A 16,154-nucleotide genomic window follows, 5' to 3' on the forward strand; every position below is an offset into this window, starting at 1 on the left:
TTCTCTATCCCTCAAGCGTACGGATGATCGCGGTAAATGTAAAATACCGATCGAATGACCCTGCCATACGTTTCATATATATGAGGCATTGCGATGGAATTGCGACATCTGCGTTACTTCCTGGCGGTCGCCGACGAGCGGCAGTTCACCCGTGCCGCCGCAAGACTGCACATCCAGCAACCGCCGTTGTCGCAGCAGATCCAGGCGCTGGAGAGCGAGATCGGTTTTGCGCTGTTCACGCGGGTGGCGCGCGGGGTCGAACTCACCTCGGCGGGCGCCTCCTTCGCCGACGATGCGCGCGCTGTGCTGCAGGCGCTCGATCAGGCGGTGACCAAGGGTAAAGGCATTGCGGACGGCCGGATCGGCTCGGTGCGGATCGCGCTGACCAGCTCATCGGCATTCCACCCACTCGCGCCCGCTGCGATTCGCGCGTTTCGCGAGGCCTGTCCGGACATCGCCATCGATCTCAACGAAATCAATGCTGCGGAGATTATCGAGCGGATGGTGAGCGGCCGCGTCGACGCGGCCATCCTGCGCAAGCCGAGCGACACGCCGGAAGAACTGCGCTTCGATCTGCTGCTGGAAGAGAGCATGGTCCTCGTGCTGCCGGTGGGGCATCGTCTGCTGCAGGGGCGCGGCAAGTCCGGCCGGATACGGCCAATTGCACTCGACGCGCTGGCTGACGAAGCGTTTATCTTCGTGCGCCGTCCTGGCGCGCGCGGCATGTACGCGGACTTCATCGACGCCTGCGAAGCGGCGGGCTTTACGCCGCGCGTCGCCACCGAAGTGCCGCGTATGCTGAGCGCCATCAATCTCGTCGCGGCCGGGACAGGCGTGACGATCGTGCCTGCCTCGATGCAACGTTATCAGCAGGAAAGCGTGGTGTATTGCCCGATGGATAGCGACGAGGCCATCACGGCCCCGTTGCATCTGGTCACGCGGCGCGATGCCGGCAACCCGGCCGCCGTGCGCTTTGCGCAGACGATGCTCGAATTCGCGCGGGCGCGGCAGGTCTAGCGCGGCCGCGGCTTCAACGCCGCGGCTCAGCGCTTCTCGAAGCGATAGTGCCCGACGCCCCACTCGTTGCCGTTCGCGTAGCCGAACAGTTCGGCCACGGCCATATAGAACATGCGCCAGCGTTGTAACCAGATGGCCGCATCGCGTGCGCCGTAGGTGTCGACGAGCAGCGGCATCACGCGGTCTTTGGCGGCGTCGAGCGCGGCCAGCCACTGGTTCGCCGTGCGCTCGTAATGCGTGCCGCTGACCCACCACTGCCGCTCCATGCGCAGATCGTCCTGAAAGTGAAGAAGCAGATTCTCCGACGGCATCGTGCCGCCGGTGAAAAAGTACTTCGACATCCAGTCGCTGCCGTCCTCCACCTGAAAGTGATAGGCGAGCGTGCGGTGCACGAAGATATGCACGAATAGCTTCGCGTCGTCGCGCATCCAGCGCGCGATCTTCGCGAGCAGGAGTCCGTAGTTTTTCATATGCTCGAACATCTCGATCGACACCACCCGGTCGAAGCCGCCCGCGAGCTGGGCCTCGGAGAATTCGAAATCGACGATATTGCCGGTGACGACCTTCAGGTTCGTCAGCCCGCGCTCGGCCGCGCAAGCCTCGATGAACGCACGCTGGCCGTGCGAGTTCGATAGCGCGACGATCCGCGAATTCGGATAGCGTGCCGCCAGCCACAGCGACAACGAACCCCAGCCGCAGCCGAGATCGAGCACGCGCTGACCGTCGGCCAGTTCGGCACGGGCGGCATACAGTTCGAGCATCGCGGTTTCGGCCTGGGCGAGCGTCTCTTTGCCTTCGGGATACAGGCAGCACGAGTACTTCAGATGCGGTCCAAGATGCGCATGAAAGAACGCTGCGGGTACCTCGTAGTGCTGCGTATTCGCGGCCTGCGTTTCGATGGCGATCGGACTTGAACGCAGGTCGTCGAGCAAACGGTTGAGGCGTTGTGCACGGAGCTCGCCGTTGTGGATGGCCTCGTCGCGCAGACGCTGGCCCATCAATTGACGCATGCCGAGGCGGATCAGCGGGTCGGGCAACCAGCCGCGCTCGCAGCAGCGAATCAGCCAGCCGTCGCCGGGCGCGGCCGGCGGCCACGGAATCAAGGCGTTGGTGGTGCGCATGTATTCGGCGTAACCGGCTCGTGTCTTCGCGAGACTCGCTTCGAGCAACGGAATACCCGAGAGCTTCAGCAACAGCCACGCCATCAGCACGGGCGGCAAGAACGTCAGCCAGATCCACGGCGAGCCGATCGACAGCGCGATATACGATACCCAGTGCACACATTCGAAAAAGTAGTTCGGATGCCGCGAGTAGCGCCATAGCCCCTCGCGACAGACCTTGCCGTGGTTGGACGGATCGTTTTTGAAGCGGCGCAACTGACGGTCCGCGAGACCTTCACCCCCCACCGAGACGATCCAGATCGCTACCGCCAGCAGAATCCAGCCGGTGGCCGGTTCGCTCGAACGATAGGACGGCACCAGAAACGCCACGGAGAGCAGCATCGAAATCGCGACCTGCAACTGGAAAAACCAGAACATCCGACGCGGCGCGGCATCGCCCCACTCCTCGCGAAAGCGTCGGTAGCGGGCGTCTTCCGGCTGGCCGAAATTGCGCCGCCACAAATGCGTGCCGAGGCGCGCGCCCCAGATCAGGCCGCCGAGCGCGGCGAGCGCGCGGGTGGGCGAATCGCCCGTGCCGAGCACCGCGTACAACACCGCCACGGCGCCGAGCGAATACGCCCACACCGGATCGACCATGCCCGCATTTTCCGATTTCACTTGCCACGCCCAGACGGCGCCGAACACAAGCACGAGCCCAACCAGTGCAATCACGGCGGCGGCGATAGGCGGCATGGCATCCTCATCCTGGAGCGATGCAGCTTATACGCAGACAGGCAGGCAACGGATGCGGCGGCGCGTCAGGATCGCACCCTGCGATCGTTCCCTTTCGCTATTGCAAGCAAAAACATGTCTGAAGCAGATACCTCATAGGCCAATTCAATTGGCATGATGGCCGTCCGCATCCTGTAATGAAACTCCTGTTGTTTGCAGTTTGCCCCCTGCCAAACCCGGAGAACCTCATGGCTCAGCCCCAGACCAACGTTGACGAAGTTGTACAGGCCATTGCCGCGGAAACCAATACCCCCACGGAAACGGTCTCGAAGATCTACGCCGACACTTTGGCTAACTACAAGACTGATGCCCGCGTGTTCGATTACATGCCGCTCCTCGTGGCGAAAAAAGTGCGCGACACGTTGCGGCATTCCACAAGCCGAAAGAACTAGCGCGGCGGCCACCGCGCGGTCACCCGCGCCCGCTCACCAGCGACCGCACGATCTGCGCAAGCCTCGCCACTAGCGCGTCCGCGGCTTCCGGCGCGATACCGGCGTATCCCAGCATGAAGCCGTTGTACTTCGTGCTATCCGTTGCGGGATCGCAGTAGGTGCTGAGCGGCGCGATCGTCAGGCCATGCGCGCGCGTGGCCACGGTCACGTCCGCATCGACCAGCGGCGCATCGAGACGAACCGTCAGATGCATGCCGCCGCTATCGGACGACACGGTGACGAGATCGCCCATGTGCCGCTCCAGCGCGGCCACGAGCGCGGCGCGGCGTTGCTGGTAGATCCGTCGCATGCGTCGCAGGTGACGGGCGTATTTGCCGCTCTCGATGAAATCGGCCAGCGCCATCTGTTCGGCCACGCGCCCCTGACGCGCGATCTCGCTGTGCGCAGCGTGCACCTCCTGCACCACATGGGCCGGCACGATCATGAACCCCATCCGCAAAGCCGGAAAGATCGTCTTGCTGAAGGTGCCCAGATAGATCACCGGCGCGTTCTCCGTCAGCCCCTGGATAGACGGCAACGGTGGCCCATTGTGACGCAGTTCGCTATCGTAATCGTCCTCGATAATCCATGCCCCGCGCTCGATCGCATGTTCGATGATCGACCAGCGGCGCTCGAGGCTCAACACGCTGCCGAGCGGGTACTGATGCGATGGCGTGATGTAGATCAGATGCGGCGGCGTGCGCTGCCAGTGTTCTTCGGTCGGCGCGATCCCGGCGGCATCCACGGGGATAGGCTGAAGGCTCAGCCCTGCCGCCTGAAACGCCGCCTTCGCCCCGTGATAGCCGGGGTCTTCCATCCAGACGCGCTCGCCCGGATCGGCCAGCATGCAGGCGCATAGATCGAGACTCGCCTGTGTGCCAGAGGTGATAAATACCTGCTCGGCCGAACAGCGCACGCCGCGCGACACGCGTACATATTCCGCAATCGCGCGGCGCAAGGCGGGATGTCCCGCGTTGTTGCGATAGTCGAGTTCACGCGGGTCGATCGAACGCCACGCGCGTTCCATGGAACTGCGCCACTGGGCCATCGGGAATTCGTTCAACGCGGGCACGCCGGGACGAAATGGTGTGGGGTCGTTCGCGCGCGTGCGTTCGCGCGGCAGGTCGGCCACGCGGCGCGACAGACGGCTGACCGGCACACCCGCGCTATCGACTTGCGCCGCGGGCGGCGCCGCCGCGCGGCTCACCATGCACACCACGGAGCCGTGACGGCTGGTGCTGACGAAACCCTCCTCGGTCAGTCGCTCGTACGCATACAGCACCGAGTTACGTGCAATCCCGAGTTGTTCGGCAAGCGAGCGGGTGGGAATGAGCTGACTGCCGTGCCGGATGTCGCCATCGAGAATGGCCCGGCGCAAACTTTCGTAGAGCAGGTTCTGCTGCGTGAGCTTGCGGCCGCCCAGTTGCTTCGCGAAGTTCGACATCAACAGGCCGTAGTCCAAATGCGTGGCTCCAGATAATTGCGGGTGCGTGGAGCTAACAATGGTGCCACAAATTTCTTAAGCTGACGGTATGGTCGTGCCGCGAGCCGCAGTGCCGGTTGCAGCGTGGAAGGGTACGAGGCACTTAACGATAAGGGTCGTTGACATGGATACCTCCGCTCTCGGCCGGTCCACTCATGGTGAAGCTGAAGCGCCGGTGCGCAGGCGCGGCGCGCTGATGAAGCGGGCGGCTTGGGTGCTGGCTTTTGTTCTCCTCGCGCTGGGCTATGACGCATTGGAGCCGGTGACAAACGCGCGTGCGCGGATGGACGCGTGTGTTGCTGCCTATGATGAGTCGCGAAGCGCGGCGGCGGCAAACCCGCAAACCGGGCAATCCTCACAATCCGCACAATCCGCACAATCCGGCGAGAGGTACGACCGCGAACAGAGGCTCAGTGAAACGCTGCTCGCCTGTTCGACCCAACCCTGACGACGCGACCAACGCCATCCACGACATCACTTTCAACGATACCCAAACAAGGAGCCCCGCTCGTGACACAACCGATCCAGATCCGCCCCGTGACCACTGCCGATTTCCCCGCCTGGCTGCCGCTATGGGACGCCTACAACGCTTTCTACGGACGATCCGGCGAGACGGCGCTGCCCCGCGATATCACGCTGCTGACGTGGACGCGCTTCTTCGACGGCTATGAGCCCATGCATGCGATGGTCGCGGAACGCGACGGTCAACTGCTCGGCCTCGTCCACTATCTCTACCATCGACACACGACGATGGCCGGCCCGATCTGCTATCTGCAGGATCTCTACACGCTGGCGAGCGAGCGCGGCAAAGGCGTCGGGCGGGCGCTGATCGAAGCCGTCTACGAGCAGGCGAAAGCGGCCGGTTCGAGCCGCGTGTATTGGCAAACCCATGAGACGAATCAGACCGCGATGAAACTCTATGACCGCATCGCGGACCGTTCGGGTTTTGTGGTGTACCGAAAGGCGCTGTAGAGTTTAAGCCTCCAACTGCTCCAGCACCTTGCCCTTCGTCTCGATGCCAAGGAAATGCACGGTCAAGGCCGCGAGGAACGGCACCGCCGCGAGGATATAAAACGCGATGTCGAGATGGCCGCCCACCATGGTCTTCGACACGATCGCCGGCGCGAAGATGGCCGCCACCTTCAGCCACGCGCCGCCCACGCCGCAGCCGAACGCGCGAATGCTGGTCGGATACAACTCCGGCGTGTACACATACGCCGTGATAAACCCGCAGGCAAGGAAGCCCAGCGCGAACGCGCAGCATGTCGCGACCACATACACCGACGAGTTGTGGAACACGCCGGCCAGCGCCAACGACACCGCGCACAGCACGAACGACAAATTGATGATCGGCTTACGCCCCACCTTGTCGACCAGCAGCGCGCAGGTCAACGAGCCGATCACGCCAAGCACCGATGCCGCCACCGCCAGATTCAACGCCAGTTGCAGCGGCGCATGATAGACCGTGCGATAGATAGTCGGCAGCCAGGTGGACAGACCGTACTGGATAAATCCGCACGTCACCCACAGCATCGCCACCGCCAGCGTGCGCTTCAGATAAGCGGGCCCAAACAGATCGCCGATCCGGCGGCGCGGATGGCGGTTCGCCATCGCATCGAATTCCGCAGCATGCTCGACCGGCGGCAGCGGGCCCTTCGCTGCGCGTTCGAACGCCAGCACGGCCGCATCCGCATCGGCCATCCGCTCACGCTCGGCCAACCAGCGCGGCGATTCCGGCACCAGCTTGCGCAACACGAAGAACAGGATCAACGGCATGCCGCCGATGAAATACATCGCCTGCCAGCCGAAGCGCGGCACGATCCACGCACCCAGCGCGTTCGACGCGAGCAGTCCCACCGGAAAGACGATTTCATACAGGAGCACGAATCGTCCTCGACCATGTGCGCGGCTGATTTCGTTGATGTAGGTCGCAGCCACCGGTAGCTCGCCGCCGAGGCCCAGGCCCTGAACAATCCGCAGCACGACGAACGCGGTAAACGACGGCGCAAACCCGCAAGCAATACTCGTCACGCCGATAATCCCCGAGCTCACCGCAATCGCCCGCACCCGGCCTTTGCGTTCCGCATACCAGGGGAACACGAATGCGCCCACCAGTTGGCCGATCGATCCCGACGCAATCAGAAAGCCGATTTCCCACGGCGTGAGGCCCCACTTCTGGATCAGGATCGGCAGCGTGGCGGCGATGGCGATCACATCGAAGCCGTCGAAGAACGTCGCCAGCCCGATCAGGATACGCGCACGAATCTGCATGGCGTTGGCCGGCAAGCGCTCCAGACGCGCAATGATCGAGCCCCGGGTCACGGGGCCTGAGACACCGGCGCCGCTGCGGTCCCCCATGGTGTTGTCGATGGTTCTCATGCCGTTATCGCCGTCCGAAAAGAGTTACGCGAGCGCCGTGCTGGCGTCGGTCAGAGTTGCAAGGTCGATCGTGCGGCCCTGGCTCATCCATTTGCGCGCGAGTTTCAGATCGCGCGGCATGTTGATCGCAATGGCCCCGCGGATCGCGCTGTCTTCCACGTAGAAGAGCGTCGCGCGTTTGCCGGGCAGATCGCCGCGTACCGCGAGTTGCGCATCGTTGGGGATGTCGCCGAGGATCTGCAGGTTCACGTCGTACTGATCGGACCAGAACCACGGAATGTCCGCATACGCTTCGAACACGCCGAGCAACGCCTTCGCCGCGGAGATGGCCTGGTTCTGCGCGTTCGCCCACGACTCGAGCCGCACACGGCGCTTCAACCACGCGCTCGGATGATTCGCCACATCGCCGCACGCGAAGATGCGCGGGTCCGAAGTCGCGCCGAAATGGTCCACCACAATGCCGTCGGCAACGGCGAGGCCTGCTGTTTCCGCGAGCGCCGTATGCGGCGTGAGGCCGATGCCGGCGACCGCGAAGTCGGCGTCGAGCGTCGTGCCGTCCGCGAGCGTGGCGCGCACGCGCTTCGCATCGTGCGGGTGATCGTCCAGCGAAACAAGGCCGGAATTCAGGCGCACGTCGACGCCGTTGGCACGATGCAGTTCGACCAGGAAATCCGAAATCGCCGGCGGCACCGAGCGCGCGCACAGACGCGGCGCGCCTTCAACCACGGTGGCCGCGACGCCCAGCTTGCGGGCAGTAGCCGCGACTTCGAGCCCGATCCAGCCGCCGCCTATCACCAGCACACGCTGGCTCGCGCGCAGCCGTTCGCCGAGCGCGACGGCTTCGTCGAGCGTGCGCAGATAGGCGATATTCGAGGTCTTCACCAGCGCGTCCGGCAGGCGCCGCGCCGCGCCGCCCGTAGCGATCACGAGGCGGTCGTACTGCACTTCGCGACCGGACTGCGTGCGTACGATGCGCTGTTCGCGATCGATCGCGGTGGCCGTGTCCGGCTGCCACGCTTCGATGTTCAGCGCGGCGAAGTCGTCCGGTTTGACGAGACGCACGGTGTCGATGTCCGCTTCGCCCGCCAGCACCGCCTTCGACAGAGGCGGGCGTTCGTACGGCAAATGGATCTCATCGGCGATCATCACGAGGCGGCCGTCGAAACCTTCCTTGCGCAACGTCTTCACGACCCAGCCCGCTGCCTGGCCACCGCCGATCACGACGATCGTGCGCGGTGCATCCAGTCCGGCGTGGGCCGCTTGCGCGTGCTGAGTGGCAGCGTCAGTCATGTTTGCGCTCCGTCATGAACTTGCCTTCCGGCGCCTTGGCGTTTTTCTGCCGGCGCGTGTTGCCGTCAATGCCGCCGTCGATGGCCCATTCGGCGAACACGGTCGGACCCGGTTCGAAATCGCGCGGTTGCCATTCCGGCGTGAGCTGGTCCTCGTCCGCGTAATACTCGATCAATGCGCCGGCCGGGTTCTGGAAGTACCAGAAGTAAGCGGACGACACGGGATGGCGGCCCGGCCCGAGTTGCGTGTCCCAACCGCAGCGGCTGATATGCATGCCGCCGCCGAACACTTCGTGGATGTCGCGCACCGTGAAGGCGACGTGATTCAGGCCGCGCTTGCCATTGGGTAGCGCCAGCAAGAACAGATCGTGGTGACCGCCATGCGGCGCGCAGCGCAGGAACGCGCCACGGCCCGGATAACGATCGGACATCTCGAACCCAAGCAGGTCCTGATAGAACTTCTCCGTTTCCGCGAGGTTGTTCGTGAAGAACACCACGTGCCCCACTTCCACCGGCTCCGCGCGTTCGTAAATCGGCGACGGTTGATTCACGCGCAACGTCTGGCCCCACACGTTCGACGGCGAACCGTGCGTGTCGAGCTCGCGCTTGCGTGTCACTTCCACACGGATCGCCATGCCGTTCGGGTCGATACACCCCACCGCATCGTCCTGTTCGAAGTGACCCGGCTGCCCGGCGAAGCGGCCGCGCAGCGCGTCGAGTTCGGCGCGCGTCGCCACGCCCCAGGTCACTTCGCGCAGCGTCGGACCTTCTTCGAAGGCAGGCGGCAGCGACGGGTCGTTTGCGTCGACGGCGAGAATCGTGCAACCGTTCAGCGATTCGAAGCGGGCGCGCGTTTCGTCGTGCGCAGTCTCTTTCAAACCCCAGTCGGCAAAAAAGCGCCGGCAGGTTTCGAGGTCCGTTACACCGTAGGTAATCTGTTCAATACCGAGAATCGTCATGTCGTGCCCCGTGTTTCCTAGTTCGCCCACGCCAGAGGCGCGTCGTTCAAGCCCCAGTAGAGGCTCTTCTGCTGCATGTATTCGCGGATGCCGAGGCGCCCCTTCTCGCGGCCCATCCCGCTCTCCTTCCAGCCGCTGAACGGCGTCGAGATCGAGAACAGCTTGTAGGTGTTGATCCACACCGTGCCCGCTTCGAGCGCACGCGCGACGCGCCACGCACGCTTGTAGTCGCGCGTCCAGATGCCCGCGGCGAGGCCGAACACGCTGTCGTTGGCTTCCGTGAGGAGCGAGGCTTCGTCGTCGAACGGCATCGCCACCAGCACCGGTCCGAAGATCTCTTCCTGGCAGATGCGTGCGCTGTTCGACAGGCCTTCAAGAATGGTCGGCTGATAGAAGTTGCCGGCTTCGCGTCCATCGCCTACGGGACGTTCGCCGCCGCACAGCAAGCGTCCACCTTCTTCCAGACCTAAAGCCACATACCGTTCCACCGATTCGCGATGCGCCGGCGTAATCAGCGGACCCATTTGCGTTTCGGCGCGCGAAGGATCGCCGACGCGCAGCTTGCGTGCGCCTTCCGTCAAACGTTTCATGAACGCGTCGTAGATCGGCCGGTGCACGAAGAGGCGCGAGCCTGCGATGCACGCTTCGCCCGACGAGCTGAAAATGCCGTACAGCACGCCGTTGACGGCGTGATCGATGTCCGCGTCGTCGAACACGATGGTCGGCGACTTGCCGCCCAGTTCCAGCGACACCGGCATCAGCTTGTCCGCTGCAATTCGCGCGATGCCGCGGCCCACTTCGGTGCCGCCGGTGAACGACACTTTCTTCACGAGCGGATGGCGCACCAGCACGTCGCCGATCACCGAGCCCTTGCCGGGCAACACGCTCAGCACGCCCTTCGGCACGCCGGCTTCTTCGCAGATGCGCGCCAAAGCGAGCGACACCAGCGGCGTCACTTCAGCAGGCTTCAACACCACCGCGTTACCGCCCGCCAACGCCGGGGCGAGCTTTTGCGCATCCGAGGCGATCGGCGAATTCCACGGCGTAATGGCCGCGATCACACCAATCGGCTCGTGCACGCTCATCGTCATGTAGTCGCCGCGCGAGGACGTGAGTTCGTCGTCGAGCGTTTCGAGGCACGCGGCGAAATAGCGGAACGTGTTCGCCGCGCTCGCCACCAGCACGCGCGTTTCGCCAATCGGCTTGCCGTTGTCGCGCCGCTGCAGGTTGGCAAGCGCTTCGTGCCTGGCCATGATCAGATCGGCGATGCGATACAGAATCAGCGCACGCTGATGCGGCTTCAGGCCGGCCCAATCCGGTTTGCGCCACGCCGCGTCCGCCGCTTCGACCGCGTCGCGCGCGTCGTCAGCGTTGGCTGTAGAGATTTCCATATTGACCGACTGATCCGCCGGATACAGGCTTTTAAACGGGTTGCCACGCCCTTGCCGCCATTCTCCGCCGACAAAAATATCGCCGGTGGGCACGAGGCTGGTATCGAAGTGAGTCATGTCGGTCATCCGCTCAGTTACATCAATTCAATCAGGTCAAATCACACAGCGCGCCGCGCGGTTGCGCAGGGCACGGATCGCGCTGAATGCGGTCAGCGCCGAAGTCTTGGGGTTGTCGGGCAACGGCTTGCCGCTCATCTCCAGCGACATCTCGCCGAACGCGCCGCGCGCCAGAATCCGGTGCACATTGCGCGTGACCGCCGGGTCTGCAATCAGCCGCACAATCGTCTGATCAAGACCGAGACCCGCGAGCGCTATCGTCGCCGCCACGTTGGCATTCTTCGGATAAAGCCGTGCCGCTTCGCGTGCACTGCCTTCGAAGATGATCCGCTCTTCCGTCAGCGTCTGCAGATCGCAGACCTCTTCGGCGGGCGTGCCGAGCCAGCCTGTGGGCGGCTTGCGGCCCGTGTACAGCACTTCGTCGAGACCACCCAGTTTCGCCGCGGCCAGCGCATCTACGCCGCCAATCGCACCGGACAGCAAGGTCAGCGTCGCATCGCCTTCATCGGCTGCAACGGAGAGCGCATCGAGTAGCATCACGTCGGACAGCGCACCGATTGAAGCCACCGCGCAGTCCGTACCGGCTCTTAGCAACGGGACGACATGATCGACCAGCGCACTGTGGCCCGCGCATTCCAGCGCGAATTGCGGACGGCTGTTCAACGCCGCCACCGACGACACCACATCCACGGATGCACCCACCACTTCACGCACCGAAGCGGCATGGCGCTCGGGCACGATCACATGCGAGACGCGCACCTGGGGGTCGGCGACGACCGAGCGATACACCGCCTGGCCGATCGCCCCAAAGCCGATCATCGCGACATCGACAGGCGCGTGATGCCCCGGATGTCCCAACTGGCGACCATCAAGCATGTTCGGGCTCCTGCTTCTTGACCGGCGGCCCGGCAAACGCGGTGGCAAACGAGCCGACCGACAGCATGTCCACTTCCACCAGCACCGGACCGGTCTTCGCCAGGCCTTCGCGAATGATCTCGTCCGCGTCGTCGAGCGACTTGATGCGGTAGTGCGTAAGCTTCAGGCTCTCGCAGAACTGCGCGAAATCCGGTTGATGCAGATCGACGAAGCAACGACGGCCGCCGTAGTGCGCGTCCTGAATGTTGCGGATCACGCCGTAGCATTGGTCGTTCATCAGCACGATCATCACGTTGGCGTTTTCCTGCACGGCCGTCGCGAGTTCGCCGACGTTGACCATCAGGCCACCGTCGCCCACCAGGCACACGGTCTTCGCAGCGTTTTCAGCCAGCGCCGCGCCGATCGCCATCTGCATGCCCTGGCCAATGCCGCCGCCCAGCGCGTGCACGCCAGCGCGCGGCGAGAAGATCTTCAGCAGACGGTTGCCCCACGTGCTGTTCGAGATCGTGACGTCGCGCACCCAGTTGTAGTCCGTGCCGACCGAGCGCTGCAGCGCGTCGACGAGGCGCTTGTACGGGCCGAGACCCTTGCCCACATCGGCCACGGCGATTTCGCGCGCGGCGGCCAGATCGGCGGCGAACGTCGGATCGACCTTCAAACGGCCTTCGAGCAGCGTCGCCAGTTCTTCCAGCACGGAGACGGCGTCGCCATGCACGAACAGTTCGTTGCGATAGCCGCGGTTGTCGGCCAGTGCGTCGGCGTCGATGCGATACAGCGGTTGCGGCAAGGCGAGCTTGTACTTCAGCGTTTCGTTGCCGCGCAGACGCGAACCGACCACGAGGACCGCGTCGCAGGTCTTGTAGAAACTTTCCACCGAGGCATGCACGTTGAACGCGCCGAGCGTCGCCGGATGATCTTCCGGCAGAATGCCGCGGCCCTGCACGCTCGTCACGACACCGAAGCCGAGCGCCACCAGACGCTCCACCGCTGCGCGCGCATGGCGCGTGCCGCCGCCCAGCCACAGCAGCGGGCGCCTGGCCTTTACCAAGGCTTCGGCGAGCTGCTCGACGCGCTTGCTGTCGTGCGTCAGGGTGGTCACGTGCGGCGCGGCCATGTCGGCGGGCCATTCGATTTCTGCTGCCTGAATGTCAATCGGAATCTCGACGCTCACCGGACCGCTCGGCGCCGTTTGCGCGACGCGCACGGCTTCGCGGATCGTCGGCAGCGCGGTTTCAGCGGTACGCACGCGATACGCGGCCTTCGAGATCGACGACAGCATCGACAACTGGTCCGGCGCTTCGTGGATATACGCGAGGTCCTGATCGAGGTACTCGGTTTCGATCTGGCCGGTGATGTGCAGCAGCGAAGTGCCCGCCGTCAGCGCTTCAACCATCGCGCCGGCCGCATTACCGGCTGCCGTACCCGTGCTGGTGAACGCCACGCCGAGGCCGCCCGACACGCGCGCGAGGCCATCGGCCATGTTGACCGCGCCGGCTTCGCCGCGCGCGCCGACATAGCGGATGTTGCCGCGATTGTTGATCGCATCGAGGATCGGCATGTTGTGAATCGAAATCACGCCGAACGTAGTACGAACGCCGCATTGCTCGAGAAAGGCGGCAATCAGCTCGCCGACGGTGGTTTTATTAGACATGTCGTGCATTGCCTCCAGAGACATCGATATGACTGCCCGTCGTATAGGACGACAGGTTCGTAGCCAGATAAAAGAGTGCCTGCGCGGCCTCTTCGGGACGGCCGAAGCGGCCAAGCGGAATGTTTTTCTTGCGTGCGAGCTCACCGGTCCAGTCTTCCCAGCTTTGGCCGGGCTGCGCTTGCGTCTCGAAGCGGCGGCGCCATTGGCCCGACTCGACGATGCCGATCAGGATCGAGTTCACGCGGATGCGCTGCGGCGCAAGTTCGACCGCGAGCGACTTGATCAGACTCAGCAAGCCGGCGCGCGCCGAAGAGGTCGCCACCATATGCGGCTCAGGCTGCAGCGCCAGCAGCGAATTCACGCAGACGATCGACGCGTTGCCCGCGCCGGCCGCGTCGCGCAGCATCGGCAGAAACGCACGGGTTGGGCGAATCACGCTGAAATACTTCAGGTCGAGTTCTTCGCGCCAGGCGTCGTCGGTGGTGTCGGCGAAGGTCGACACGCGGCCCTGGCCGGCGTTGTTCACCAGCATGTCGGTGCGGCCGAAACGATCCTGCACGGCCTGCGCGAAGGCGCTCATTTCATCGGCGGCGAGCACGTCGCAACGCACCGCGAGCAATTGCGCCGCCGGGAATTGCGCCCGCAACGAGGTTTCCGCCCGCGCGAGCCGGTCGGCATCGCGACCGCAGATCGCCACCGAGGCGCCCGCGCGCAAAAACAGTTCGGCAGTAGCGAGGCCGATGCCGGACGAGCCGCCCGTCACCACCGCCACCTGTCCGGTCAAATCGATTTGAATCATCAGATCCCCAATGCCTTCATGTATTTGCTGCCCGCACCCGGCCCGTGCTTGGGACGGTAGTTCAGGCGCTGCGAGAGTTCGTCGGCCGCATGGCGGACCTTGTCGATCAGGCCGCTGTCGAGCAGCGCCGCGTCGATCTCAGGACGGGGAATCGTCGTCGTAATCACCGCGACGATGCGGCCTGTGTCGTTGCGCACCGGCGCGGTCACCACCGAAATGCCGCGCTCGAACGACGACTCGCTGATCGCGAAGCCGCGCTGCGCGTCGTCGCGAATCCGTTCGTATAGCTCATCGATCGTCTCCGGCGTGAGCTTCGTAAAGCGATGCAGCTTCGGCTCGGGATACAGCCTGCGCAAGTCGTCGAGCGTCAGGTCGCCCATCAGCACCTGGCCATGCGTCGTGGCGTGAGCGGGCAGACGTGTGCCAACGTTGACCTTCACCGAACTGAAGATCGGCGTATGGCTTTGCGCCTTGGCGACGAACACGACGTCGCGTCCGTCGCGAATCAGGATGTGGCTCGTCAGGCCCGTCTCGTTGCGCAAGGCCTCGATGATCGGCAGGCCGAGGTCGGTCAGTTCGAGCGAGCTCAGATATTCGAAGCCGAGGCGCAGCACTGCGACGCCGAGGCGATAGTTGCGGTCCTTGTCGGCACGCTCCAGAAAGCCGAGCGATTCGAGCGTCTGCAGCAGACGGAATACTGTGGTGCGAGGGATCTTCAGGCGCCGGGACAATTCCGGTGCTCCTAGTACCGGCTCGCGAGGCGAGAACTCGGTGAGAATCTTCAGACCGCGTTCGAGACCCGGCACCTTGTAGCCGGTGTCGTCTCCGGTGTCGTCCCGGGTATTGCCTGTTTCGCGCTCGGCGCTCATCGTGTCGGGCGTCATTCAGTGGCTCCGTGGTGCCGCGCTGGCGCGGCAGAACGTGTCGATGATCGCGGTGTACGCGTCAGCGGCTTCGATATAACCGGCATGGCCCGCACGCGGCACGATCTGCAAAGGCGTGCACGCAGACAGGGCCAGCCGTTCGCAGGCGGATGGCGGCGTGATGGTGTCGTCGGCGCCCACCACCACGTTGATGCGGCCATGGAAACGGGCAAGGTCGGTGGCGAGATCGGCGTTGGCGAGCAGGTGTGTGGCTTGCGCGTAACCGCGCGGCACGATGCGCGCCATGTTCCAGCGCACCCAGGCGCGGGCCGTGTCGTCCGCATGTTGCGACAGCATGTTCGCGCTGCGTTTTTCGGCGAGGCCTGCGGGGCCGAGCTCGGCGAGCATGGCGAGACGCTGGTCGCGCTTCGTTTCGCGCACGTCGGCTGCGGCCGCGCCATAGCCGCCGGCGGGCGAGATCAGCAACAGGCCGGCGACACGTTGCGGATTCGCCGCAGCAAATGCGCCCGCGATGATCGCGCCCAGCGAATGGCCGACCAGCACGCAACGCTCGATACCCAGCGCATCGAGCCAGTCGCGCAGTACTTCCGCATAGTCCGTCGCTTCAGGCGAAGCAGAGGTAACCGGCGTGGACGCGCCATACCCCGGTGCATCCCATGCAAGCACTCGCCGCGTGCCGTCCAGCGCTTCAAACTGCTGCACCCACGACGCCGCACCCGAGCCGATGCCATGCAACAGCACAAGCGGCAACGCGCCGTTGTTCGCCAACGCCGCGCCTGCTTCGCGATATCCCACGCGCTGCCCCGCCGCGGTGACGGTCTGCTGCGCGAGAAAGCGCGCAAGACGCGCTTCGAGCGGAGCGGCGAGATCGGCAGTGACGGATGGGACAGCGGACATGGTTTCTATCTGCGAGAGCAAGGTGAAGTGGCTTCGGTACGGCAACCTTGCGTTGCACGGTTGCCGTGTGGACTATCTCTAGCGGCTGG

Annotated in this window: 15 protein-coding genes and 1 pseudogene; 4 read left to right on the forward strand and 12 right to left on the reverse strand. The window is 64.3% G+C overall.

Annotation, left to right across the window (positions count from 1 at the left end; all coding sequences use genetic code 11):
* The first annotated feature begins 93 nt into the window (after positions 1 to 93).
* On the forward strand, positions 94 to 1,017 hold the full coding sequence (locus tag BUS12_RS01235; protein WP_074293861.1) for a LysR family transcriptional regulator: 924 nt from the start codon (positions 94 to 96) through the stop codon (positions 1,015 to 1,017).
* A 26-nt stretch (positions 1,018 to 1,043) separates the two neighbouring features.
* Here BUS12_RS01235 and BUS12_RS39180 read toward each other — a convergent pair whose 3' ends face one another.
* Together BUS12_RS39180 and BUS12_RS39185 are read right to left on the reverse strand one after the other, a co-directional pair.
* On the reverse strand, positions 1,044 to 2,120 hold the full coding sequence (locus BUS12_RS39180; RefSeq protein WP_253190103.1) for an SAM-dependent methyltransferase: 1,077 nt from the start codon (positions 2,118 to 2,120) through the stop codon (positions 1,044 to 1,046).
* Positions 2,103 to 2,870 (reverse strand): annotated as a pseudogene (locus tag BUS12_RS39185) (DUF1295 domain-containing protein); the annotation flags it as partial. The gene BUS12_RS39180 and the pseudogene BUS12_RS39185, both read right to left, overlap by 18 nt.
* A gap of 227 nt (positions 2,871 to 3,097) precedes the next feature.
* Here BUS12_RS39185 and BUS12_RS01245 point away from each other — a divergent pair.
* Complete coding sequence (locus BUS12_RS01245) at positions 3,098 to 3,301, forward strand: DUF3562 domain-containing protein (protein WP_074296967.1); 204 nt, start codon at positions 3,098 to 3,100, stop codon at positions 3,299 to 3,301.
* 19 nt (positions 3,302 to 3,320) lie between these two features.
* Here BUS12_RS01245 and BUS12_RS01250 read toward each other — a convergent pair whose 3' ends face one another.
* Entirely contained in the window at positions 3,321 to 4,802 is a 1,482-nt protein-coding gene (locus BUS12_RS01250) for a MocR-like pyridoxine biosynthesis transcription factor PdxR (RefSeq protein ID WP_074293863.1), read from the reverse strand.
* A gap of 145 nt (positions 4,803 to 4,947) precedes the next feature.
* On the opposite strand from BUS12_RS01250, the gene BUS12_RS01255 reads away from it, so the two are divergent.
* Complete coding sequence (locus tag BUS12_RS01255; protein ID WP_074293864.1) at positions 4,948 to 5,271, forward strand: hypothetical protein; 324 nt, start codon at positions 4,948 to 4,950, stop codon at positions 5,269 to 5,271.
* A gap of 62 nt (positions 5,272 to 5,333) precedes the next feature.
* A complete protein-coding gene (locus BUS12_RS01260; protein ID WP_074293865.1) occupies positions 5,334 to 5,795 on the forward strand; it encodes a GNAT family N-acetyltransferase in 462 nt (153 codons plus the stop codon).
* Positions 5,796 to 5,798: 3 nt separating this feature from the next.
* Here the strand turns inward: BUS12_RS01260 and BUS12_RS01265 are convergent, their stop codons facing one another.
* The 9 genes from BUS12_RS01265 to BUS12_RS01305 are packed head-to-tail and all read right to left on the reverse strand — an operon-like array spanning position 5,799 to position 16,065.
* A complete protein-coding gene (locus BUS12_RS01265) occupies positions 5,799 to 7,202 on the reverse strand; it encodes an MFS transporter (protein WP_074293866.1) in 1,404 nt (467 codons plus the stop codon).
* Positions 7,203 to 7,226: 24 nt separating this feature from the next.
* Complete coding sequence (locus BUS12_RS01270) at positions 7,227 to 8,492, reverse strand: NAD(P)/FAD-dependent oxidoreductase (protein WP_074293867.1); 1,266 nt, start codon at positions 8,490 to 8,492, stop codon at positions 7,227 to 7,229.
* Complete coding sequence (locus BUS12_RS01275; RefSeq protein ID WP_074293868.1) at positions 8,485 to 9,450, reverse strand: VOC family protein; 966 nt, start codon at positions 9,448 to 9,450, stop codon at positions 8,485 to 8,487. Before BUS12_RS01275 ends, BUS12_RS01270 begins: the two co-directional genes overlap by 8 nt.
* Before the next feature lie 17 nt (positions 9,451 to 9,467).
* Entirely contained in the window at positions 9,468 to 10,958 is a 1,491-nt protein-coding gene (locus BUS12_RS01280) for an aldehyde dehydrogenase (RefSeq protein WP_074296970.1), read from the reverse strand.
* A 36-nt stretch (positions 10,959 to 10,994) separates the two neighbouring features.
* Positions 10,995 to 11,834, reverse strand: a complete 840-nt coding sequence (locus BUS12_RS01285; RefSeq protein WP_074293869.1) for an aspartate dehydrogenase — start codon at positions 11,832 to 11,834, stop codon at positions 10,995 to 10,997.
* Entirely contained in the window at positions 11,827 to 13,485 is a 1,659-nt protein-coding gene (locus BUS12_RS01290) for a thiamine pyrophosphate-binding protein (protein WP_074296972.1), read from the reverse strand. The genes BUS12_RS01285 and BUS12_RS01290 overlap by 8 nt, the downstream gene beginning before the upstream one ends.
* Positions 13,478 to 14,284, reverse strand: a complete 807-nt coding sequence (locus BUS12_RS01295) for an SDR family oxidoreductase (protein ID WP_074293870.1) — start codon at positions 14,282 to 14,284, stop codon at positions 13,478 to 13,480. The genes BUS12_RS01290 and BUS12_RS01295 overlap by 8 nt, the downstream gene beginning before the upstream one ends.
* On the reverse strand, positions 14,284 to 15,168 hold the full coding sequence (locus BUS12_RS01300) for an IclR family transcriptional regulator (protein ID WP_074293871.1): 885 nt from the start codon (positions 15,166 to 15,168) through the stop codon (positions 14,284 to 14,286). Before BUS12_RS01300 ends, BUS12_RS01295 begins: the two co-directional genes overlap by 1 nt.
* On the reverse strand, positions 15,169 to 16,065 hold the full coding sequence (locus BUS12_RS01305; RefSeq protein WP_074293872.1) for an alpha/beta fold hydrolase: 897 nt from the start codon (positions 16,063 to 16,065) through the stop codon (positions 15,169 to 15,171).
* Between the last annotated feature and the right edge of the window lie 89 nt (positions 16,066 to 16,154).

Origin of the sequence: Paraburkholderia phenazinium (assembly GCF_900142845.1) — a bacterium.
GTDB lineage: Bacteria > Pseudomonadota > Gammaproteobacteria > Burkholderiales > Burkholderiaceae > Paraburkholderia > Paraburkholderia phenazinium_A.